General features: G+C 66.0%; 18 protein-coding genes and 1 riboswitch. Of the genes, 7 read left to right on the forward strand and 11 right to left on the reverse strand.

All coding sequences use genetic code 11. The annotated features are described in order from the left end of the window. Positions 1–243: 243 nt before the first annotated feature. Positions 244–356, forward strand: a riboswitch (SAM riboswitch). A gap of 56 nt (positions 357–412) precedes the next feature. Further along, positions 413–1729, forward strand: a complete 1317-nt coding sequence (locus KXR83_RS04310) for a bifunctional o-acetylhomoserine/o-acetylserine sulfhydrylase (RefSeq protein WP_030171167.1) — start codon at positions 413–415, stop codon at positions 1727–1729. 20 nt (positions 1730–1749) lie between these two features. Beyond that, positions 1750–2892, forward strand: coding sequence for a homoserine O-acetyltransferase MetX (metX, locus tag KXR83_RS04315; protein WP_317713762.1), 1143 nt, complete (start codon positions 1750–1752; stop codon positions 2890–2892). 42 nt (positions 2893–2934) lie between these two features. Here the strand turns inward: metX and KXR83_RS04320 are convergent, their stop codons facing one another. The 5 genes from KXR83_RS04320 to KXR83_RS04340 all read right to left on the reverse strand — a co-directional run bounded on the left by KXR83_RS04320 (position 2935) and on the right by KXR83_RS04340 (position 7599). Continuing rightward, a complete protein-coding gene (locus KXR83_RS04320; protein ID WP_437423745.1) occupies positions 2935–4404 on the reverse strand; it encodes an Hsp70 family protein in 1470 nt (489 codons plus the stop codon). Positions 4405–4583: 179 nt separating this feature from the next. Beyond that, positions 4584–4940 (reverse strand): DUF3017 domain-containing protein, encoded by a 357-nt coding sequence (locus KXR83_RS04325; RefSeq protein WP_437423746.1) that lies wholly within the window; start codon positions 4938–4940, stop codon positions 4584–4586. A 13-nt stretch (positions 4941–4953) separates the two neighbouring features. Next, positions 4954–5826: a bifunctional methylenetetrahydrofolate dehydrogenase/methenyltetrahydrofolate cyclohydrolase gene (locus tag KXR83_RS04330; RefSeq protein WP_437423747.1), complete on the reverse strand. Its 873-nt coding sequence runs from the start codon at positions 5824–5826 to the stop codon at positions 4954–4956. Positions 5827–5890: 64 nt separating this feature from the next. Continuing rightward, a complete protein-coding gene (locus KXR83_RS04335) occupies positions 5891–6994 on the reverse strand; it encodes an SMP-30/gluconolactonase/LRE family protein (protein ID WP_437423748.1) in 1104 nt (367 codons plus the stop codon). Beyond that, positions 6991–7599 (reverse strand): pentapeptide repeat-containing protein, encoded by a 609-nt coding sequence (locus tag KXR83_RS04340; protein WP_437423749.1) that lies wholly within the window; start codon positions 7597–7599, stop codon positions 6991–6993. Before KXR83_RS04340 ends, KXR83_RS04335 begins: the two co-directional genes overlap by 4 nt. A gap of 70 nt (positions 7600–7669) precedes the next feature. On the opposite strand from KXR83_RS04340, the gene KXR83_RS04345 reads away from it, so the two are divergent. Beyond that, positions 7670–8134, forward strand: coding sequence for a tRNA (cytidine(34)-2'-O)-methyltransferase (locus KXR83_RS04345; protein WP_023962068.1), 465 nt, complete (start codon positions 7670–7672; stop codon positions 8132–8134). 19 nt (positions 8135–8153) lie between these two features. Here KXR83_RS04345 and KXR83_RS04350 read toward each other — a convergent pair whose 3' ends face one another. From KXR83_RS04350 to KXR83_RS04360, 3 genes are all read right to left on the reverse strand, one after another. Further along, positions 8154–8573: a hypothetical protein gene (locus KXR83_RS04350; RefSeq protein ID WP_437423750.1), complete on the reverse strand. Its 420-nt coding sequence runs from the start codon at positions 8571–8573 to the stop codon at positions 8154–8156. A 70-nt stretch (positions 8574–8643) separates the two neighbouring features. Beyond that, positions 8644–9957, reverse strand: a complete 1314-nt coding sequence (locus tag KXR83_RS04355) for a reverse transcriptase family protein (RefSeq protein ID WP_437423751.1) — start codon at positions 9955–9957, stop codon at positions 8644–8646. 245 nt (positions 9958–10202) lie between these two features. Continuing rightward, the gene (locus tag KXR83_RS04360; protein WP_437423752.1) at positions 10203–13490 is read right to left on the reverse strand and encodes an error-prone DNA polymerase; all 3288 of its coding nucleotides are present in this window, start codon (positions 13488–13490) and stop codon (positions 10203–10205) included. A gap of 234 nt (positions 13491–13724) precedes the next feature. Between KXR83_RS04360 and KXR83_RS04365 the strand changes: the two genes are divergently transcribed. Genes KXR83_RS04365 through KXR83_RS04375 form a run of 3 tightly spaced genes read left to right on the forward strand, consistent with a single transcriptional unit; the run spans position 13725 to position 16641 of the window. After that, positions 13725–14837, forward strand: a complete 1113-nt coding sequence (locus KXR83_RS04365) for an alanine racemase (RefSeq protein WP_437423753.1) — start codon at positions 13725–13727, stop codon at positions 14835–14837. Continuing rightward, on the forward strand, positions 14834–16099 hold the full coding sequence (locus KXR83_RS04370; RefSeq protein WP_437423754.1) for a serpin family protein: 1266 nt from the start codon (positions 14834–14836) through the stop codon (positions 16097–16099). The genes KXR83_RS04365 and KXR83_RS04370 overlap by 4 nt, the downstream gene beginning before the upstream one ends. Then, positions 16099–16641 (forward strand): DUF1697 domain-containing protein, encoded by a 543-nt coding sequence (locus tag KXR83_RS04375; RefSeq protein WP_437423755.1) that lies wholly within the window; start codon positions 16099–16101, stop codon positions 16639–16641. Before KXR83_RS04370 ends, KXR83_RS04375 begins: the two co-directional genes overlap by 1 nt. Before the next feature lie 21 nt (positions 16642–16662). Here KXR83_RS04375 and KXR83_RS04380 read toward each other — a convergent pair whose 3' ends face one another. The 3 genes from KXR83_RS04380 to KXR83_RS04390 form a co-directional block, all read right to left on the reverse strand. Continuing rightward, complete coding sequence (locus KXR83_RS04380; protein ID WP_030171128.1) at positions 16663–18036, reverse strand: LLM class flavin-dependent oxidoreductase; 1374 nt, start codon at positions 18034–18036, stop codon at positions 16663–16665. Positions 18037–18175: 139 nt separating this feature from the next. Further along, the gene (locus tag KXR83_RS04385) at positions 18176–19774 is read right to left on the reverse strand and encodes a DNA polymerase Y family protein (protein ID WP_437423756.1); all 1599 of its coding nucleotides are present in this window, start codon (positions 19772–19774) and stop codon (positions 18176–18178) included. Next, a complete protein-coding gene (locus KXR83_RS04390) occupies positions 19775–20575 on the reverse strand; it encodes a hypothetical protein (RefSeq protein WP_437423757.1) in 801 nt (266 codons plus the stop codon). Between the two features lie 207 nt (positions 20576–20782). Between KXR83_RS04390 and KXR83_RS04395 the strand changes: the two genes are divergently transcribed. Then, a complete protein-coding gene (locus KXR83_RS04395; protein ID WP_437423758.1) occupies positions 20783–21961 on the forward strand; it encodes a serine/threonine-protein kinase in 1179 nt (392 codons plus the stop codon). The last annotated feature ends 21 nt before the right edge of the window (positions 21962–21982 follow it).

Here is a 21982-nt window from a genome sequence, read left to right on the forward strand (position 1 = left end):
CGGGCAACCCAGACTTCAACTGCCCGGGGACCACGATGATTCCCTGCGATGAGGTGAACTCGCCCACAGCCGGGCGATGGAGGTCAGCTCGTGGTGAGGGCGGCCTTGACGCCCTCCACGAAGTTGTCGACTCCGCCGAATCATCGCGGGTCCGTGGGCAAATAGTGCTGTTACGCAAGGTCAGAATCAGTCTGCGCAGGATGCTTTTTTGGCCGCGTGACGCGTGTTATATCCTTATCGCCAGGTCATGAGTATCAGCGACAAGCCCCGGCTCGCTGATCGGCAACCCTCCAACCGCGGTGGGGTGCTCCGGGTGATGACCAGGCCAGCGGTTTTCGCCGCGGCAAGCGCGGGTCCGAAGGTCGGACCCAACAGTTGGATGCACCACCGACCATGAAGGAAGAAGTTCGCCATGTCTGACACTGACGTCAATCCCGCCGACAACTGGAGCTTCGAGACCAAGCAGGTCCATGTTGGTCAGAGCCCCGATTCGCAGACCTCGGCCCGGGCATTGCCGATCTACCAAACCACCTCGTACACCTTCCGTGACACCGAGCACGCAGCGAACCTCTTCGGACTCGTCGAACCCGGCAACATCTACACGCGCATCATGAACCCGACGCAGGATGCCGTCGAGCAGCGGATCGCGGCACTCGAGGGTGGCGTCGCCGCTCTCCTGGTCGCATCGGGTCAGGCCGCCGAGACCTACGCCATTCTCAACATCGTCGAAAACGGCGGGCACGTCGTGTCGAGCCCGCGGCTCTACGGCGGTACCTACAATCTCTTCCACTACACACTGCCCAAGCTGGGCATCGAGGTGGGCTTTGTCGAGGATCCCGAGGATCTCGACAGCTGGCGCGCGGCGATCAAGCCGAACACCCGCGCATTCTTCGGTGAGACCATCTCCAACCCCAACAACGAGATCCTTGATCTGCCGGGAATCAGCTCGGTTGCGCACGAGGCGGGCCTGCCCCTCATCGTCGACAACACCGTCGCGACCCCGTACCTGATCAATCCCCTCGCCCACGGCGCCGACATCGTCGTCCACTCGGCAACCAAGTACCTCGGTGGCCACGGCACAGCCATCGGCGGCGTGATCGTTGACGGCGGCACCTTCGACTGGCGTGGACAGCGCGACGGCAAAGACCTGTTCCCGGGCTTCACCACCCCGGACCCCAGCTACCACGGTGCCGTGTTCGCAGACCTCGGCGCACCGGCCTACGCGCTCAAGGCCCGGGTCCAGTGGCTGCGCGACACCGGCGCTGCGATCTCGCCGTTCAACGCCTTCCTCATCGCGCAGGGTCTGGAGACCTTGAGCCTGCGGATCGAGCGGCACGTGTCCAACGCTCAAGCCGTCGCCAAGTATCTCTCCGAGCACGCCCAGGTCGAGTCGGTTGCATACGCCGGCCTCGAATCGTCGCGTTGGTACAAGCGGGGTCAGGAACTCGCCCCGCGCGGCCAGGGCGCCATCATCGGCTTCGAGATCGCCGGTGGCGTCGATGCCGGTAAGCGGTTCGTCGAGGGACTCACCCTGCACAGCCATGTTGCCAACATCGGCGACGTGCGCTCACTGGTGATCCACCCGGCCTCCACCACCCACTCGCAGCTGCTGCCGGAAGAGCAGCTCGCCGCGGGTGTCGCCCCAGGGCTGGTCCGGTTGGCCGTCGGCATCGAGAACATCGCCGACATCATCGCCGACCTCGACGCAGGCTTCGCCGCAGCCAAGTGACGACGAGCCCCAAGCCGACATTGAGCACCGACCCGCACACGCCCCCGCGAATCCACCCGGATTGGGAGTCGCTGCCTGACGGGAAGCTGACCAGTGTGTCGGTGGGGCCCATCGAGCTCGACAACGGCGAGCGCATCGAGAACGTCACCCTCGCCTTCCAGCGGTGGGGCACACTCTCGAAAGCGCGCGACAACGTGGTGCTGGCGCTACACGCGCTCACCGGTGACTCCCATGTCACCGGCCCGGCCGGACCCGGTCAGCCCTCCCCCGGTTGGTGGGATGGGCTGATCGGTCCGGGCGCCGCCGTCGACACGAACGAATGGTGCGTGGTCTCGGCCAACGTCCTCGGCGGTTGTCGGGGGTCCACCGGCCCGGCATCGCTCGATTCCGAAGGGCGCGTGTGGGGTTCGCGCTTCCCGCAGATCACCGTGCTCGACCAGGTGCGGGCCGAGGTCGCGTTGATGGACGCCCTCGAGATCGACACCGTCGCAGCGGTCCTCGGTGGATCCATGGGCGGCGCGCGGTCACTCGAGTGGGTGATCGGCTACCCCGAACGAGTGCGCAGTGCACTCATCTTGGCTGTGGGCGCCCGCGCGTCAGCCGACCAGATCGGCACCCAGACCACTCAGATCGCTGCCATCCAAGCCGATCCCGACTGGCAGGGCGGCGACTATCACGGCACGGGCCGCAGGCCGACCGCGGGATTGGGAGTCGCGCGGCGCATTGCGCACATGTACTACCGCCACGAACTCGAGCTGGACGAGCGCTTCGCCAATTCACCTCAGGGACAAGAGAACCCACTCGAAGGTGGCCGTTACGCCGTCCAGAGCTACCTCGAACACCAGGCCGACAAGTTGGTCCAGCGGTTCGATCCCGGCAGCTACGTGGTGCTCTCGCAGGTACTCAACCACCACGACGTCGGCCGTGGTCGCGGCGGCGTCGAGGCGGCGCTGCGCAGCTGCGAGGTGCCGGTGATCATCGGCGGTATCGACTCCGACCGCTTGTACCCGATCCGTCAGCAGGTCGAGTTGGCCGAGCTGATGCCGGGATGCGTCGACGGCTTGCACGTTGTGCATTCGGCCAACGGTCACGACGGATTCTTGACCGAATTCGATTCGGTCTCAGAGCTTCTGAAGAAAACCGTCGATCTGGCGCGGCGCTGACTCAGCGCCACCACACGTTCCTGCCGGACTCCTGGTAGGCGATCAGCGCGCTTGCGGCGTCGGCGCGATGGCGTCTGGGATCGTCGTCGGGGCGATCGGCGTCATGGCGGGCGGTGTTGTGGCGGGCGGCGGTTCGATGGCCGTGTTGCCCGGAGGCGGCGTGGTCGGATTGCTTGTCGGCGGAACCAGCGTGGGGGTCCACGGAAACGACGGCAACGGGAACGGCCACAGCGACGGGCTCAACGTGGACGTCGACGGCCGGGACGGTCCGGTACCCGCCGGCAATTCCGTTGTGGCCCAACCCGGATCCGAGTTTCCGGCGCCACCGCCGCCACCGGCAGCCGGTGGTGCCGGATCGACAGTGGTGGCGATCGTGGTGATCGTCACCGGCTGAGGTTGCACGGGTGGACGGTCCGGTGTGTTCACGCGCGGACCGGAGATCTCGACGGTGGTCGTGGGCGCCACCGTGGTGGTCGTGGTGGACGCCGTAGGCGGCTCCGCCGGAGTACTCGGATTGCCCGCCAACGACGAACCCACCGCGTACACGGTCATCAGTGCGCCGGCAAGCAAGGCCCCGAACACGGCGAGCGGCGCCGCCGAGAGCCAGTCGCGACTGCGCCGGCCACCGATGAACGCGAGATCGGCACCGCCACGTCCCCGCGCCGCAATCTTCGCGGCACCGGTGGCCGCCACCGACTCCGGGCCCTTGGGCAGAACTGCTTCGAGACCGGCGGCGTCGACGATCAGGTCACGGAAGATCGGGATGTTCGCAATGCCGCCGACGAGTACTACTGCTTCTGCCGCAGAGGCATGCGGCCCGTTCACGTACTCGCCGACCACGCGTGCGGCGTGCTCGGCCATCGGAGTGGTCAGCCGTTCGAGCGAGGTGCGGGTGACGGTCACCGGGTCGGCGCGGTTACCGACCATCAGCGCCGTCGAATCCTTGCTGGACAGTTCCTCTTTGGCGGTACGGCAGGCACTCAGCACCGTGGACTTGCGTCGTCCGCGTAAGCGGCCAGAACCCACGACGTCATCGGCGATGAGCGAATCCAGTGCGATACCGGCAACCGATTCGCTGCGTTGGTAGTCGGTGATGCGACGACTCGAAGGGTCGAGGCAGTACATGCCCATCCCGGTGTCGCCGAGATCGACGACCACCACCTGTGCGAAGCGACTGATCTCGCCCGTACTGATCAGCTGATGTGCCACCGCCTCGGTCTCCGCGACCAACTGGATCTGACGTTTGGCACCCGTCCCCTTGGACGCAATCTCCCGGGCGTGCTCATCGGTTCGATAGGCAACGCCGATGGTGCCGACGCGGTCGCCGCGCTCTCGCGCCTGGGTGAGCATCAGATCGATGCCGGAGTTGATCCGTCCGGCCCGGGTCAGTCCATCGGTGGGGTCGACGTCGATCACCCGGCCCAGAGCATCGACACGACCACTCTCGTCGGTCGTCAGCAGAACGCAGTGGACCATTCCACTGCCTGCGGACAGGCCCAGCGAGGTGTTCATTGCTCTCTTCCGAACTGTTGATGTGTCGCCTGCCTGCGCGGATGCGGTTCTTCCACATCGTGCGACAAGCTCTCCTGGCGTGCCCCCCAGCACTTTTGTTGCCGGCTCCTGGCAGACGATCGACAACGATCGTCGCGGCTCAGGTCAACCGACTGGTGCAGTAACAGACACGATTGTAATCAATCTGTGCCCAAAGGGTCGATCGAGGTAGCCAACCACAGTATTGCGACGCCGGCCAAGGACATGGCCACGACGTCGGCGAACCGTCCACGCACCTCGAGGAGACCGACCCTTGAACTGGGCAGAATTGCACGTAAGAGGGCTGCGAGAAGGGCAGCAGACCCGAAGACGAAGGCTCCACGACGCCAGCGGTCGAACACCAGGAACACCGCTGCGATCACGACCAGGGCAACGACGGCCATGAATGGGATCTGCACGAGAACCCACCGCAGCCTGCGCACCTGGTGCAGCCGCCGAGCACGGTTCCGTGCGGCACGATCGGCCCCACCTCGGGTGTCGGACGGTCTGGGCGTCATCTGCAGTCGGCGATCAACGCTGTGCGAGCGCGGACTCTGCGCGTTCCACGACGTTGGCCATCAGGAACGCCCTCGTGAGTGGACCGACGCCGCCAGGATTGGGAGATACGTGGCCTGCCACGTCCCAGACATCGGCCGCGACATCTCCCACCAGACCGGCATCGGTGCGGCTCACGCCCACGTCGACCACGGCAGCGCCGGGCTTCACCATGTCGGCGGTGATCAGCCCGGCCACACCTGCGGCAGCGATCACGATGTCGCCGCGCCTGACCTCGGCGGCCAGATCCCGGGTGCCGGTGTGACAGAGGGTCACCGTGGCGTTGTCGGTGCGCCGTGTCAGCAACAGACCGATGGGGCGGCCGACGGTGACTCCGCGGCCGACCACCACCACGTGGGCACCGGCGATCTGGATGTCGTAGCGCCGCAACAGATGCAGGATGCCCCGCGGGGTACACGGCAGAGGCGCGTCGGACGAGGTTCCGGAACCGTCGAGGACCAGCCGGCCGAGGTTGATCGGGTGCAGACCGTCCGCGTCCTTGTCCGGGTCGATCCGCTCGAGGGCGGCGTTCTCGTCGAGGTGCTTCGGCAGCGGCAGCTGCACGATGTATCCGGTGCAGGCCGGGTCCGCGTTCAGGTCGTCGATGGCCTCGTTGAGCTGCTCGGTGGTGATGTCGGCCGGCAGGTCCTTGCGGATGGAGGCGATGCCGAGTTTGGCGCAGTCGTTGTGTTTGCCGCGGACGTAGGCCTGTGAGCCCGGGTCATCGCCGACGAGGACCGTGCCGAGTCCGGGGGTGACCCCCGCGGCCCGCAGTTTGTCCACGCGGGCCTTGAGGTCGGTGAAGACCTCGTCGCGGGTGGCTTTTCCATCCAGTACGGCTGCGCTCACGGTGCCATTGTTCCAGGCGCCGGCGATACCTGGTGCCAGGGGCACGCGCGGGGTCGATGAGCGGTCATTCGAGATCGAACCACGCCACCGCGGGCGCCTCGATCCCGCCGACCCAGACGCGCCCGTTGTGTTCGACCACACCCGTGCTCTGACCGAAACCGGCGACGGGGACCCGGTACTCCGCGACGACCCGGACGGTGGCCAGGTGGATCTTGAGCAGACGCATCGGTGCCACCGGCTTCGGCAACAGACGATCCGGCAGCCGCCAGAGCAGTTTGCGCAGACCGGGCCTGCCGGCCAGGGCGTCGAGGGTGCCGTTGCGGTTGGCCACGAGGGCGAGCCACATGTGCTCACCATCCGGTGCCAGCGAGCTGTTGTCGGGAAAGGCGGGCAGACCGTCGAGAACCACCGAATCGGTTCCCGTCTCCAGATCAAAGGACCGCAACCGGTAGGCGCCGGTCTCGGCGATCAGCAGCCGACCCTGGTGCACGACCAGCCCGTTGGCGAACTGCATACCGGTCAGGACCACGTCGGCAGTACCCGACCAGGGAGAGGTAGATGGATCCTGAGAGCCCGGATCACCGGAGTCGTTCAGCACCACGCGCAGCAGCCTCCCCGCGCCCGAGTGCTCGAAGATGTCGGCCATGTACATCCCATACGGATGGCGGGTGGTCGACTGGGTCACGTAGAGCTCGAGTGGCCGTGGATCGGGGCCGTCGGTGGCTGCGGTGACCACCACGTTGGAACAGAAGGTCAGCCGTTCGCCATCGACCTGGTCGACGACGGTGTCGATGCGTCCGGACCGGACGTCCATGTGCAAGAGGCCGCGCTCGCTGTCGCAGATGAACAGGTGGTCGCCGAGCAGCTCCATACCCAGGGGGCGCCCACCGGTGTTCGCCACCACCTGCCGCGAGTGGTCGACCGGGTCGATGCGGATGATGTTGCCGCCGATGGCCCCGGTGTAGACGCGTCCCTCGCGGTCCACGACGACGTCCTCGGGTGAATCGTCGTCCAGGGTGATCACCGTGACTTCAGGGGTGAGCGGCGCCGGCCAGCCCGCGGTGTTCGCAGGAGGCGGCGTCCAGGCCACCGGGTGGATGACCGGCTTCTTCGGCGCACCGTTGTGCTCGTTGCCAGGCCTCCGGGCCTCACCAGGTGTGTGGGTCACAACTCTCCTCCCCCGATCCGCAGACCGTGTGCCACTGCGAACTCCATGGCCTGGTCGGGATCGACCGAGGCGTCGGTCACCGACGCCTGCAGCCAGAGCATCGGATCGCATCGCGCACCGCGCAGGTTCGCTTGTCCGAGTTTGACACCCACAGCGCGGACCCCGGTGAGATCTGAGCCGGAGAGATCCGCGCCGATCAAGATGGACTCGGTCAGGTTCGCCTCCCGGAGGCGGCATCCCCGGAGCACCACGCCCGACATGTCCAGACCGCCGATCGACATCAGCGACATGTCGCAGTCGATCATCGTCAGGGGCCGGACCCTCGAGTGGGTGATGACCGAGCCGACCAGACTGCAGTCGGCCATCTCGACCTTGTTGAGATGGGTGCGCTCGAAGTGACAATTCCGGAAGGCACTCGACCGGTGCCGGGAGCGGGCGAGACTCGCGCCGGTGAAGTCGCAATCGGTGAATGTTGTGCCCTCCGTGGACAGCTCGCTGAGGTCACATTCGACAAAACTGCATCCGACGAACTGCCGGCCCATCCATTCCTCGCCGGAGTGGTCGGCAAAATCGAACCGTTCGTCCACGGTGGCCTCATCGCTCATGAGTGCATGTCTACACCGCCACGGCGACACCGCCGAAGAGTCCTCCATGGCGGTGAGTCAAGCTTGACGAGTGTTCCGACTGCTGTTCCACGAGCCCTGCATACCCCCCAACACCGGTAACGCGATCCGGTTGGCGGCCAACACCGGGTGCCAGCTACACCTGGTGGAACCGCTGGGATTCGACCTGTCCGAACCCAAGGTGAAGCGTGCCGGGCTCGACTATCACGACATGGCGTCGGTGACCGTGCACGAAGATCTGTTCGCTGCCTGGGGTGCGCTTGCACCACAACGGGTTTTCGCCTTCACCGCCCATGCCGACACGTTCTACACGGACATCCACTATCAACCCGGCGACGTTCTGTTGTTCGGTCCCGAGCCCACCGGGCTGTCGGAAGAGGTGATGTCCGACCCGCACGTGACCGAACGTGTCCGCATCCCCATGCTGGCCGGCCGACGTTCCCTCAACCTCGCGAACGCGGCGAGCATCGTTGTGTACGAGGCATGGCGACAGCACGGTTTCGCCGGGGCGGTCTAGCGGTCGGGCTGGTCTGATGTCAGTCGATCGGCAGTCCACGCATCACGAAACGGCGGAGCATTCCCGCTGTCGGCTGATCCAGCCGGAGTTCGGCGTTGTCCGACTCATGAGGTGCGGTCACCCGTAAGACCAGTTCGCCGCCGGGCAGGATGTCGGCGGAATAGATGTGGTCACTGCGTTCCCATCCGAGGTGCAGACCACCGTCGACGGTTGCGCTCGGCGCCGACTCGTTCCAGTAAGAACTGGGCAGTCCATCGCGGTAGATCTCGTAGAACTCTTTGGCTTGAGGGCTCGGGGCCAGCGAGTCAGCACCTTGCCAGCCGTCTTCGAGCGCCCAGACTATCGCGATCTGAGTGTCCAGCGAGTTCTCGCTGTCGGTGGTCTCGACAGCGCCCGGTGTCTGGCGGTCGAGATTGTTCGAATAGTTGCTGCGCGTCATCTACCGAGGCTAGTCGCTGCGGGCCGGTAAATACAGGCCGCCGAACGTGCCCACTCCTGCCGGTAATGGGCTATCGATCCCAATCAACCCGTTCGGCCATGGCCAGCAACGTGTTTCGCCGGGCTGGGCTGGTGGCGGCGATCCAGGCGATCTTGCCGTACACGTGCTCGCGGAAACGCGGATGGGCGTCGCGGTTCTGGGCCTGGGCGCCCGTACGAATGGCGTTGTGCAGCATTGCCCTGAGGTTGTCGTAGTCGACCCGGCCGACCCTGGGCCTGTCGTTGACCACCAGCCCCGCGAGTTGCTGCCGCTGGTGTGAGTACATGATCTTCGTCTTGTCCGGGTGCACGGTGAAGCCTTCGTCGGCGATGATGCGCAGCACCGTCCAGAGCACCTGCCCTGCGTCCATGACGTCGCCCGAGATGGCCAGATCGTCGCCGTAACGGCTGTAGTGAAGGTTGTTGTGCCGGGCATAACCCCAGATCCGGCGGTCCATGGTGCGCATGACCAGGTTGGCCAGGGCCGGCGAGGTAGGGGCGCCCTGCGGTAGATGTCGCCCCCGCAGCAGCGACGCGTGGGCGAAGTCGAGATCTAGAAGGACATCGGGAGGTGTTGTGGTGGTGCACATCTCGGACAAGAGTCGGGATGTCCTCCTGTATCCGACAGCTGCGAAAACCGCGCGCACCCGCGCCGAGGTGATGGTCGGGAAACAGTTCCTCAGGTCGATACGCAACACCACGTTGCGGGCGGAGTGGGGCCAGCCAAAACTCGCGGTGGACCGGCCCGCGACAAATCCCTGCGCCGCGCGATGCGGCGGGATGCGATCGAGTATCTCTCGGAGTATCCGGCGCTGGATCTCGCGTAGATGGGGTTTTGGCGCCTCGATCACCCTGACGCCGTCACGTTTGGGGATCGTGACATACCGATAGTGGACGAGCGCAGTCTTTTTCGAGCGTAGCCAGTGGCCTCGATCGGCGAACCACTCCAGTTCGCCCATCGTGAGGCCGAGCCAGCGCGCCACATCGGTGGCATCGGCCAGCGGAGTGAGACCGAACGTCATCTCGGGCGTCGGCAGTTCACCGAAGACCTTGCTGCGGTTCTCGATGACCATCGACCAGAGCGCCCTGCGGACGGCCTCCGGCTCGGGCCTCTCGGGGAACTTCTCGAGCAGCAGGCCGAGCAGGACCGTTGCGGTAGGAGGCGCCGTCGTGGCCGCCAGCATGTCGCCCAGCGCATGGACCGACCACCGCGGATCCACCTCGAGCCGGTTGATGAGCAGGTCGAGCGACCGTGCCGGGATTCGGATCCCAGGGCGGAGGCCACCCAGAACGTCAGGATGCGCGGAGTCGGTGGAGTCGCCCGGATCGGTCGAGTCGGTGGTCATGAGGCGGATGCGCGGCGGCGGGGCGACCAGAACTCTCGTCTGCGGCGCCGGGTAGCACGCGGAGCGTGCCTGCCGGCGTCGGACGCTGATATCAACTGTGAGATGCACCCAGGGGTTGCCCCTGAGACGGGTTCGGTGAACCCACTCTCGCCCCGCCCACCGCGCATCCCGTCATGCTAGTGCCGGCCGGCCGCTCGCAGCGATCCATCAAACGGCCCACCGCCCCGACGGGTCACGGGGCCAGATCAGGCCCAGTCACGAGATCGGGATCCGACACGGAGGTCCATGCGCTGCAGACGGTCTGCCACCACCGTCACCGCCCCCTCGGCATTTTGCACCCGCCCCCGGATCAGCAGGGCGGGTGCCGTCTGGGCCAGCTTGCGGTATTTCACCCAAAGGCCCACCGAGCACACCACATTGACCATCCCGGTCTCGTCTTCCAGGTTGACAAACGTCACGCCTGCCGCCGTGGCGGGTCGTTGCCGGTGGGTCACCGCACCGCCGACCAGCACACGGGAACCGTCGGGCACCGACAACAGGTCCGCCGCCGCGATCACCCCCAGCGCGTCGAGCTGAGACCGGATGAACTCGGTGGGATAGCTGCCCGGGCTGACCCCCGTCGCCCATACGTCCGACGCCGCCATTTCCACCTCACTCATCCCCGGAAGTGCAGGCGCAGCACTGTTCTCATGCAGCGGCAGCCGGTCGGACTTCTCTTGAGCTGCCGAACCGGCATCCCACAACGCCTGCCGTCGGCTGATGCCGAAACAGTCGAATGCCCCGGCCGTGGCCAAGGCCTCGAGCTGCTTGGTGCTCACATCCGTGCGCCGGGACAGATCCGCTGCGCCCGTGTACCGGCCTCCGGCCAACCGTTGCTCGACGATCTGCTCGGCCATCTCGGTGCCGATCGACCGCACCGACGCGAGCCCGAGGCGCACATCGAGTCCGCCGTTCTCCAGATCCGCGTCCACCTGCGAGAGATTGATGTCGGGCCCGTGCACGGCAACACCGTGACGCCGGGCATCGGCCACCAACGTCTGCGGTGAATAAAAGCCCATGGGTTGCGCCTTGAGCAGCGCCGCACAAAAGGCGGCCGGATGGTGCAACTTGAGCCAGGACGAATAGAACACCAGGGACGCGAAACTCTGCGAATGGCTTTCGGGGAAGCCGAAATTGGCAAATGCCGCCATCTTCTCGAAGATGCGGTCGGCCATCTCCCCGGTGATCCCGTGCAGCTCTTCCATGCCCTGATAGAACCTGCCGCGGAGCCGGTCCATCTTCTCCGGCGATCGTTTGGAACCCATGGCCCGACGCAATTGATCGGCCTCGGCGGCACTGAATCCGGCCACATCCACCGCTACCTGCATCAACTGCTCTTGGAACAGTGGCACCCCCAGTGTTCGCGCGAGCGCCGCGTTCATCGAAGGGTGCTCGCAGGTCGGTTCTTCCAATCCGTTGCGGCGCCGGATATATGGGTGCACCGAGCCGCCCTGGATGGGTCCCGGGCGGATGAGCGCCACCTCCACCACCAGGTCGTAGAACTTACGTGGCTTGAGCCGGGGCAAGGTGGCCATCTGCGCCCGGGACTCCACCTGGAACACCCCGACGGTGTCGGCCTTGCACAACATGTCGTACACGGCTTTTTCGGTCAGATCGATCTTCGCCAGATCCACGTGGATGCCGCGGTGCTGCTCGAGAAAGTCGATGGCGTAGTGGATGGCTGAGAGCATGCCCAGACCCAGCATGTCGAACTTCACCAGACCGATGGCAGCGCAGTCGTCTTTGTCCCATTGCAGCACACTGCGATTGGGCATCCTGGCCCATTCGGTGGGACAGACATCGGCGATCGGCCGGTCACAGATCACCATTCCGCCGGAATGGATTCCCAGATGCCTCGGCATGCCGTTGATCTGATTGGCGAGGTCGACCACATCGTCGGGGATGTCGTGTTCGTTGGCCTTGGCCGCATCGTATCGATGCACCTGTTTGCTCCAGGCATCCTGCTGCCCCACCGAATACCCCAGTGCGCGAGCCATGTCCCGCACCGACGACTTGCCCCGATAGGTGATCACATTGGCGACCTGGGCGGCGTTCTGCCTCCCGTACCGCCGGTACACGTACTGGATGGCCTCTTCTCGCAGATCCGACTCGATGTCGATGTCGATGTCGGGTGGGCCGTCGCGGGCAGGTGACAAGAACCGTTCGAACAACAGGTCGTTCCCGACCGGGTCGACAGCAGTGATCCCCAGTGCGTAACACACCGCCGAGTTGGCTGCGCTGCCTCGGCCCTGACAGAGGATGTTGTTGTCGCGGCAATATCTGACGATGTCCTCGACCACCAGGAAATAGCCGGGGAACCCGAGGGTGTCGATCACATCGAGTTCATGCTCGATCTGCTCATACGCCTTGGGATGGCTCTGCGGCGTGCCGTACCGCTCCGTGGCCCCGCGTGCGGTCAGTTCTCGCAGCCACGAACTCTCCGTGTGCCCTTCGGGTACGTCGAACGGCGGCAACTGCGGTGCGATCAGGTGCAATCCGAAGGCGAGCTCGCCGGCCAGCATCGCGGCATTGTCGATGGCATCGGGGTGAGCACTGAGGAGCCGCGCCATCTCGTCTCCGCTGCGCAGGTGTGCCCCTCCGAGTGGCGCGAGCCAGCCATCCATCTCATCCAGGCTGCGGCGGGCACGCACCGCGGCCATCGCCATCGCCAGCCGCCTGCGATGTGGCGCCGAGAAGTGGGCGCCCGTGGTCGCCACCGTCATCACCCGATTGCGCCGGGCCAGCCCGGCGAGCACCGCGTTGCGTTCGTCGTCATCGGCCATCCCCTGCGCGGTCAGTTCCACGGCCACGTTGTCGCGGCCGAACAGGTCGATCAACTCACCGAGCGCAGCATCGGCGGCATCCGGTCCACCCGACGACAATGCCTGGCGCACAGTGCCTTTTCGGCAACCGGTGAGTATCAGCCAGTGCCCGTCCGCGGCCCCTGCCAACGTCTCGACGTCGAAACGCAACAGCCCCTTCTCGCCTGCTGCCATGTGTCCGGCGGCGATCTGCCGGGACAGCCTGCGGTAGCCTTCCTGGCCCCGGGCCAGGACCAGCAGATGCGAACCGTCCGGATCGGCCACACCGGTGCGAGGGGCATCACGCAGCAGTGAGAGTTCGGAGCCGAAGACGGTGGGCAGCTTCCATTCCAGGGCTGCCTCGGCGAAACGCACCACACCGTAGAACCCGTTGTGGTCGGTGATCGCCAAGGCTTCGAGGCCCAGCCGATGCGCTTCCTCCGCCATCTCCTCGGGACTGCTTGCTCCGTCGAGAAAACTGTACGAACTGTGGGCGTGCAGTTCGGCGTACCGGACCTGCGACTTGCCTCGTCGTAACTCACCGGCCTCGTAGGGGGTGCGTTTACGCGACCACGCCGGACTGTCGCCACCGTCGCCGGCAAAGGTCTCGCCGGATCGGCCGCCGACATGCGGCCGCCCGGAAAGAACCCGTTCCAGCTCCGACCAGGTCGGAGGGCCGTTGTGCCAACCCACACCTCACCGTATCGAACATGTTTTCGAAGAACAAGCCCGGCGGTTGCCGGCTCTCAGCGCTCACCAGCGACCGGCCCGGACAGCCGATTATGTCGGCACGGGTCACCCGACTCTGGCATTGTTGACCCACATGATGCACCGCGATGTCGGTGGCCCGAGCGGCCGGAGACAACACCCCTCGCCACACTCGACGGCGGCCGACCGCACCCTCACACACCTCAACGGCACGGCGCGGTGACCCACAGCGACAGTGTCGACTCCGTCCCCGACAACAGGGTGCTCACTGCCACCGCAGCCCTGGACTCCCCGTTTCTCGCCGTCGACGACGCCGTTCTCGACGCCAACCTCTCACGAATGTCCGAGTTCGCCACCGGATCGGGTCTTGCGCTGCGCCCGCACGCCAAGACCCACAAGAGCACCGAACTCGCCCACCGTCAGATCGCCCATGGAGCGGTCGGGCTGACCGTCGCCACCATCGGCGAAGCCGAGGTGTTCGCGGCGGCGGGCATCACCGATCTGTTCATCGCCTATCCGCTCTGGGTCACCGAGAGCAAGGCGCAGCGACTTCGCAGGGTCATGGATCAGGCCGAGGTGCTCCTGACCGTGGATTCGGCGGCAGGCGCCGGGCAGTTGGCACAGCACTTGCCCGGCGCGCGTGTGCTCGTCGAGATCGACAGCGGTCATCACCGGACCGGGGTGCATCCCCAGCGCGCCGGCGATGTCGGGCACCGTGCGGCGGCGGCAGGCCTGAAAGTGCTCGGCGCGTTCACCTTTCCCGGACACAGCTACCAACCCGGCCGACCCGCCGGGGTGGCGAGGCAAGAGTCCGGCGCCCTTGCCATGGCAGCCCAGTCGCTGCGCAACGGTGGTATCGATCCGGTCATCCGCAGTGGTGGTTCGACACCCTCGGCGAGCGAGGCGGATCCTTCGGTGCTCACCGAGATCCGGCCGGGCGTATACGTGTTCGGTGATGCTCAGCAGGTGGAGTTGGGTATCTGCACGTTCGCCCAGGTGGCGCTCACCGCGGTGACCACGGTCGTCCACCGCGAAGCAGGCAAAGTGGTACTCGATTGTGGCAGCAAGGTTCTGGGAGCAGACCAGCCCGCGTGGGCCAGCGGCGGTGGCCGTCTGCCGACCTATCCCGACGCACGTGTCATCGCACTGTCCGAACACCACGCCACCGTCGACTTCGCCAATTCGCAGTCGCGGCCGGAGGTGGGAGGCCGGGTCCAGGTGGCGCCCAATCACGTCTGTGCCGCAGTCAATCTCGCGAACGAGCTGATGGTGGTCGACCTCGCGGGTGAGGTGACGCCGTGGCGGGTGAGCGCACGAGGCGCCAACTCGTGAGAGCCCTGTGGACGGTGATGCTGATCATCACCCTGACCATGGCCGGTTGCGCCCGGGAATCGGAGCAGGCAGTGACCGCACAACTGACCAAGGCCTCCGGGGTCCGCTTCGACCAGATCGGCATCGACGAGGTGCGCGAAACGGCAGACACCATGGTCGTCGACACCACCCGGTTCGGCGTCGATGTACTGCGGGGCACCGACCTCTCGGACAATCAGGTGATCTCACCGTGGAGCGCGATGATCGCACTGCAGATGCTGCGGGCGGGCGCGGGCGGCACCACCGCTGCCGAACTCGATGCAGTGATCGGTCAGCAGGACGACGATGCGAGTGCGGCGCTGATCGGCCAGCTCGATCGATTCGACGGAGATCCCGGCGGCGTCGACGAGGACAAACCTCCCACCCCACCTGTGTTCCATCAAGCTGCCGGAATCTTCGTCGACGATTCGGTGGAGGTCGCCGCCGAGTACCTCGAAGTGCTCGGCAGCCGTTTCGACAGCGGGGTGTATCCGGTGGACTTCACATCGCCCGACACCGAATCCGCCATCGACAAATGGCTGGCGGTGAACACCGGGGGCAAGATCCTCGAGACCCCCACCGAATACAACCCGGACACGGTGATCAGCCTCCTCTCGACCGTCTATCTGGCAGCCGCGTGGCAACAGCCGTTCTCACCGGATTCCACTGCACCAACCGATTTCACCTCCGCCGACGGATCGGTCGACGAGGTCAACATGATGCGCAAGACGGTCTCGGCCGGCTGGGTCTCCGGCGCGGGGTGGACTGGTGTGCAACTGCCCTATTCCGACGGACTGGCCATGCAGGTGTTTCTGCCCGAGGGCCGCGACGTGAGGACGATGCTCGACCAGCAGGTGTTGTCCGGGGCGAGCAAACAGCTGCGTTCGGCGCCCACCACCTCGGTGTCGGTGAGTCTGCCGCGCTGGGAGGTGGAGAGTTCGGTGGATCTCAAGACCGTGCTCGAAGGGCTCGGCGTCCGCGAGCTGTTCACCGACGCTGCCGACCTGGACGGCATCAGCCCCCAGCTGCTCGTCACGGCCGCCGCCCAGGACAGCACCATCACGGTGGGCGAAAAGGGCACGGTGGCGGCGTCGGCGACCCAGATCGATGCCGGAGTGACCGCGATGCCGCCTGAGCAGGTGGAACTCTTCGTCGCCGACCGGCCTTTCGTGTACCAGATCATCGACACCTCAACGGGTTTGCCGCTGTTCCTCGGATCGATCAACAAGCCTGGCAGGGTCTGATGGCACGGACGGCGCATCGATACGCGGCCCTGTTGCGGGGTGTCAACGTGGGGGGCATCCGAATCAAGATGGCTGATCTCAAGGCCTCCGTCGAAGCGCTCGGGCACACGGACGTCAAGACCGTGCTCGCCAGCGGCAATGTGCTGTTCGATTCACCGAGTACCGACGTGGACGGGCTCACCGCCGCACTCGAGAGGGCTTTGTCCGACCGATTCGGCTACGCGGCAAGGGTTCTCGTGGTGCCCATCGACAGGCTCACTGCGATCATCGACGCCTACCCATTCCCCGAACGAGACGACTGGCACGCATATGTCGTCTTCTACTCCGACCCCGCTCAGGTCGACCTCGTCGCCGCGATTGCGGGCGAACTCGATCCGCAGCAGGAACAGATCGCAGCAGGCGAATCGGTGCTGTACTGGCAGGTACGAAAAGGCGACACCCTCGACAGTGCGATCGGCAAACGCACCGGATCGAAGAAGAAGTCGGATTCCGGCTGGTTCCTCACCAACCGGAACCTCAACACCTTACGTAAACTGCAGTGAATTCCTTGCGCTGCAAGGTGGTCAGCCTGCAGCAGGCACCAGTGACCGCTCGCGGATGTCTGCGGGCAGGTCTTCGTCCGGATGCCCCAGCCCAAGGTTCTCGCGCAATGTGCTGCCCTGGTACTCCGTGCGGAACAGCCCGCGACGCTGGAGCTCGGGGACCACATAGTCGACGAAGTCGTTGAAGGTTCCCGGTGTCTGGGCCGTGGAGACGATGTAGCCATCGGCTTCTCCCCCGGTGAACCCGGCCTCGATCTGATCGGCCACATCGGAAGCGGTACCCACGAATTGCGGCAGCAGTACTCCCTGCGCGTAGAGCTTTCCGATGTCGCGGAGGGTCAGGCTGTCCCGTTCACTCAGACGCCTCGCCACATCGAACAGTCCCTGCGTTCCGGAGACGGAGATGTCTTCCAGTGGGGCGTCGAGGTCGTACTGCGAGAAGTCGTGGTCGGTGTGCACCGACAATGTGATCAGGCCCGAGATCGGATCTGCGAGTTCGTTGTGGAACGCCTGCTTCTCCCGGGCGATCGATTCGGTCTCGCCGATGAACGGGATGAACGAGGGCAGGATCTTGACATGGTCGGGATTGCGGCCCACGTCCACCACACGTGACTTGACGTCGTCGTAGTAGGCCCGGCGTCCTTCCGGCGTCGGGTCGATCTCGAAGATTGCTTCGGCCCAGCGGGCCGCAAAATCCCTTCCGGTGGAGGACGATCCGGCCTGGATGAGCACCGGTCGATGCTGGGGTGATCTCGGCTGGTTCAGCGGGCCGCGGGTGCGGTAGTACCGGCCGTCGTGGTCGACCGGACGAACCTTGTCCGCATCGGCCCACACCCCGCTCGCCTTGTCCGCGACAACGGCGTCCTCGTCCCACGCCGACCACAGCTCCACTGCGGTCTGCACGAACTCCTCGGCTCGCAGATACCGCTCATCGTGTGCCACGTGCTGGTCGAAACCGAAGTTGAGCGCTTCGGCCTGGGTCAGGGATGTGACGATGTTCCATGCCACCCGGCCGCGGGATATGTGGTCGAGGGAGCCGAAGACCCGAGCCAGTTCGTACGGGTGGAAGTAGGTGGTGGACTTGGTGATCGCGATGCCCAGATTGCTGGTGACCGCGGCGATGCTGGCGGCGACAACGGATGGATCGAGTGTCGCGGCGGCCTGGGTGCCACGACGCAGTGGTTCGGACTGATCTGCACCGAAACGCAAGGGGGCGGCCAGCAGATCCGCGAAGAACGCGAAGTCGAACTTGCCGCGCTCGAGGATGCGGCCGACACGGTGATAGTGCTCGGGCGAGAAGAATTCCGTTGTGGAGCCCGGGTGCCTCCATGCGGCATGGGAATGGGTGACGGGCGAGGCGATCAGGAATCCGCCCAGGTGCAGTTGACGACTCATCGGTATCAGGTCCTTCGGGTGTCGAGAGGGCGCCGGAAGGCGCTCGCTGCCATCGAAGTCGGGAACGACCGACTGTCCAAGTGTTCTCGTCACCCTGGGTGAAACAAGGCCGCACATCCGCCGCGCGGCGTACCGTGCGTCATTCGTACACACCTTCGACGGTCCACTGCCCATCTTGGTAATGCAGCAACAGAGCTCGTGAATCCTCCAGCAGCACTTGCGCTCTGGCGTATGTCCCGACATGCACATCAACGCCACCGCCATCATCACCCGGCCCCGCGGCCCACCACCGTTCGTCGGTGGCCCACGGGCCCGCCCACCAGCTCAACGACCAACTGCGCCGGCCCCAGGTCAGACTGGCCGGATCGGCGCTGAAACTGCCGCGGGCAGTGACCTGTACCGGGGAGTCCTCGGCGTCGAGAAGGGTCACCGGCGCCATCGGCAGCACCGAGGGCGACGGTCCCGGCAATTGTCCCGGCCAGGGGGCATCCGGGTCGGCCTGTGCCACCAATTCGTCCCCGAGGGGTACCAGGGTGATCTGCTGCCCGGGCCCACGGCCACCACTGCGTACCGGAACCTGCACGCGTTCGCCTCCCAGCAACCCCTGCACCCGCACCAGCGCTCGGCGCACCCGTTCGGCCACTTCTCCGTCTCCTCCGGCCAATCCCCCGCCCGTGAGCCCGAGTTGCATCGCGCCCGAGCCGATCACCTCCACCGGATCGAGACGCAACATCACCACCGGCCCATCAGGGCGGTCGGCGGCGCTGCGGCCGGAAAGCCACCCCTCCAATTGCCAGCGGATCCGGTCAGCTGTTGCGTCGGGAGTCAGCGGCTGTGCGCAGCGCCAGGTGCGGGAGTACTCACGACCGCTTTCGGTGGTGGCCTGCACGGTGAGCCGCGTGCAGGCCACCGACGCCGCGGCCAGCACATCGTGCAGCTGGGCGGACAGTCGCCTGCCGATGAAGGCGGCTGCATCGACACGGTCCACCGGTGGGTCGCAGCGATGTTCGACGACCAGGTCCGGTGGCGGCGCCTGCCCTGACGGCGGGCGTTGCGGCAATGCCCGAGCGGTGCGGTGCGCGAAGATCGCGTCCGCCCCGAAGCGGGTGGCGACATCGGTGGACGACAGTTCGGCAAAGGCGCCGATGGTTCGAAGCCCCATCCGCCACAGCAGGTCGACCAGGGCAGGCCGATCGTCGGCACACATGCTGGGCTCCACCGCCAATTGCGAGATACGCAGTGGCGCAAGGAACTCGGCGCCCTCGCCGGGAGGTACCACCTTGCCGTGCCGAGCAGCGATGATCGCCGTGAAGAGTTCGTCGGCGATACCCACCTGGGATTCGATGCCACAGGCAGACACCACGTCGGTGAGTTTTTCGGCCGCCGCCTCTTCACCACCGAAATAACGCGCAACCCCACGGGCGGGCAGCACCAGAAGTCCCGGCCGCAACACCTCGACCATCGGTATCAGTTCGGCGACGGCGGCGGCCACCGGTTCGAACAACCGGGCATCACGTCCCTCGTCCGCATCTGTCACGGTCAGCTGGGGGCACCGCGCCTGGGCATCGCGTTTGCGCATCTCCCGCCGCACCCCCACCGCACGTGCCGCGGCAGAACAGGCGATCACACGGCCGGACCGCAGTACCGCAACCGGACGATCCGGCGACAGATCCATCTCTGCCGCCGCGGCGACCGCCGGCCAATCCGGACACCAGACCCCGAACACCCGATCACTCATCTACAACGCCACCGGCAGCGCAGGAGCATCGTACGAATTGCTCTGGGAGTCGACCACATCGACGAGCTGCACCCGGTCGCCGCAATGCACCACGTCCAGCCGGGTATCGGCTCCGGCGAATCCGCGTCCGTGTGAACGGACCGCGAGTGAGACACCCCCGAGTCGGCCGTAACCACGCCGCACAGCGGAAGGCTGATGGGCGGTGGGCTGATGCCGGTACGCACAGACCCGCGACTGCAACTTCACATGCGCTCCCGACCACGTGCCGTCGGTGACCACCAGCACCGCCCCCTTGCTACGAGCGCGGGCCATCACCACCCGGCTGCGCGAGGGTGGCACCGAGATACCACCGAGGCCCACCACCACCAGGTCGAGTCCATCGAGCAGCACCGCGGCGATCTCCACCGGATCCGGCCCGGGGTCGGGTATCACCGCGATCCGGGACAGGTCGGCCCCCATCTCGACCGCCGCGAGCAGACACAGCTGCGGCTGACCGATGACTGCCACATGACCGCCGTCGGCACTGACCTGTGCGATCAGCGACAACAGCAACGACCGCGCACCCTCCAGGGCCAACACCTGACCACGGATCAGCCCGGCACCGGGGAGCACCCGTTCGAGAGCCGGCGGGACAGCCAGCCTCTCGCGGTCGGTGTACTTCTCCTGCTCATTGACAACCGCCGACATCTGTCTTTGTGGCACAACGGATTCGGGCTTTGATCGAGTGGTGGCAGCAGCGAGGGTCTGCCGCAACATCGCCAGCTTCTGCGCCTTGTCCGGAGCTGTCTCCATGGTCTGCATCGCACCCCTGTCCATACTCCCCACCAAGGGGGAAGTGGCGCAGGGAAGTTGCAACCACCGGTCTGACTCGAACACATTTTCGATTCTTTTCGAATGTAGGTCAGCACTCCGACAAGCGTCAATACGCCTCGGCGCGTCGTCCGGGCGAGTCGTCCTCGCCCGGCACACCACCCACTCCAGTCTCAGGAGTCCACTAAGGTCAGACCAATGAGCGCCTCTTCCTACCGCGTTCCCGGCCCCGATTACCTGGTTGCCGGGCGGTACCGTCTGCGCTCGAAGATCGGTGGCGGTGGCATGGGCGCCGTCTGGCTGGCACACGACACCCTCCTCGACCGGCAGGTCGCCATCAAGCAGGTGTTGTCGGTGGCCGGCATGACCGAGGACTCCGCGGCCGAGATGCGTCAGCGAGCCATGCGCGAGGGTCGGATCGCGGCCCGGCTGAGTCATCGCAACGCCATCGCCATGCACGATGTGGCACTCGACGCCGGTGAACCCTGGTTGGTGATGGAGTACCTGCCCTCGCGCAGCATCGCCGAAATCCTTCATCAAACCGGCACCATGCCCGTCAAACAGGTGGCCCAGATCGGTGCCCAGGTGGCCGACGCCATGGCCGAGGCCCACAACGCAGGCATCATGCACCGCGACATCAAGCCGGGCAACATCCTCATCGCAGAAGGACGCAACGCCGGGCTGGTGAAGCTGACCGACTTCGGGATCTCGCGGTCCAAGGACGATGTGCAGCTCACCCAGACCGGTGTGATCACCGGTACCCCGGCGTACTTCGCACCGGAGGTCGCCCGCGGCGAGGATCCGTCGGAGGCCTCCGACGTCTACTCGCTCGGCTCCACCCTCTACACCTGCGTGGAAGGTCAGCCGCCGTTCGGGCTCGACGAGAACTCCCTGGTGCTGCTGCACAAGGTCGCCCGCGGCGAGATCATCCGGCCCCAGCGGGCCGGTGCCCTCGAGGGCGCTCTGCTCGCCATGCTCGAGCCGAGTCCGACCCGTCGGCCGACGATGGCCGGGATCCGCGATCGGCTTGCCCAGATCGCCGCGGGCGATGCCGGCAACACCGCGCAGATCCTCACCAGTCCGCTGGATCGACGAACCGCGCCCCTCCCCCCGCGGCCACCCACCCGGCGCATCCCGACCACCACCGAGTCAGGCCTCCCGGCAGCTCCGGGACCGGCCACTGCCGGACGGGCCCACCCGACCTCGGGTGTCGGCGAGTCGTGGCAGGTCACCCAGCATTCACGGCCGGCGTTCTCTGGATTCGACCAACAACCCGAGAAGACTCCGCCCCGCCACGCCGCTCTCGCGGCTGCGGTGTTCCTGGCATTTGTGGTGCTCGCCGCCATCGCGGTCACCCTCATCGCACTGGTCCGCTAGACCTCGCGTCGTCTCGAGCGC

It is taken from the genome of Williamsia muralis (assembly GCF_051487485.1).
Classification (GTDB): domain Bacteria; phylum Actinomycetota; class Actinomycetes; order Mycobacteriales; family Mycobacteriaceae; genus Williamsia; species Williamsia muralis_B.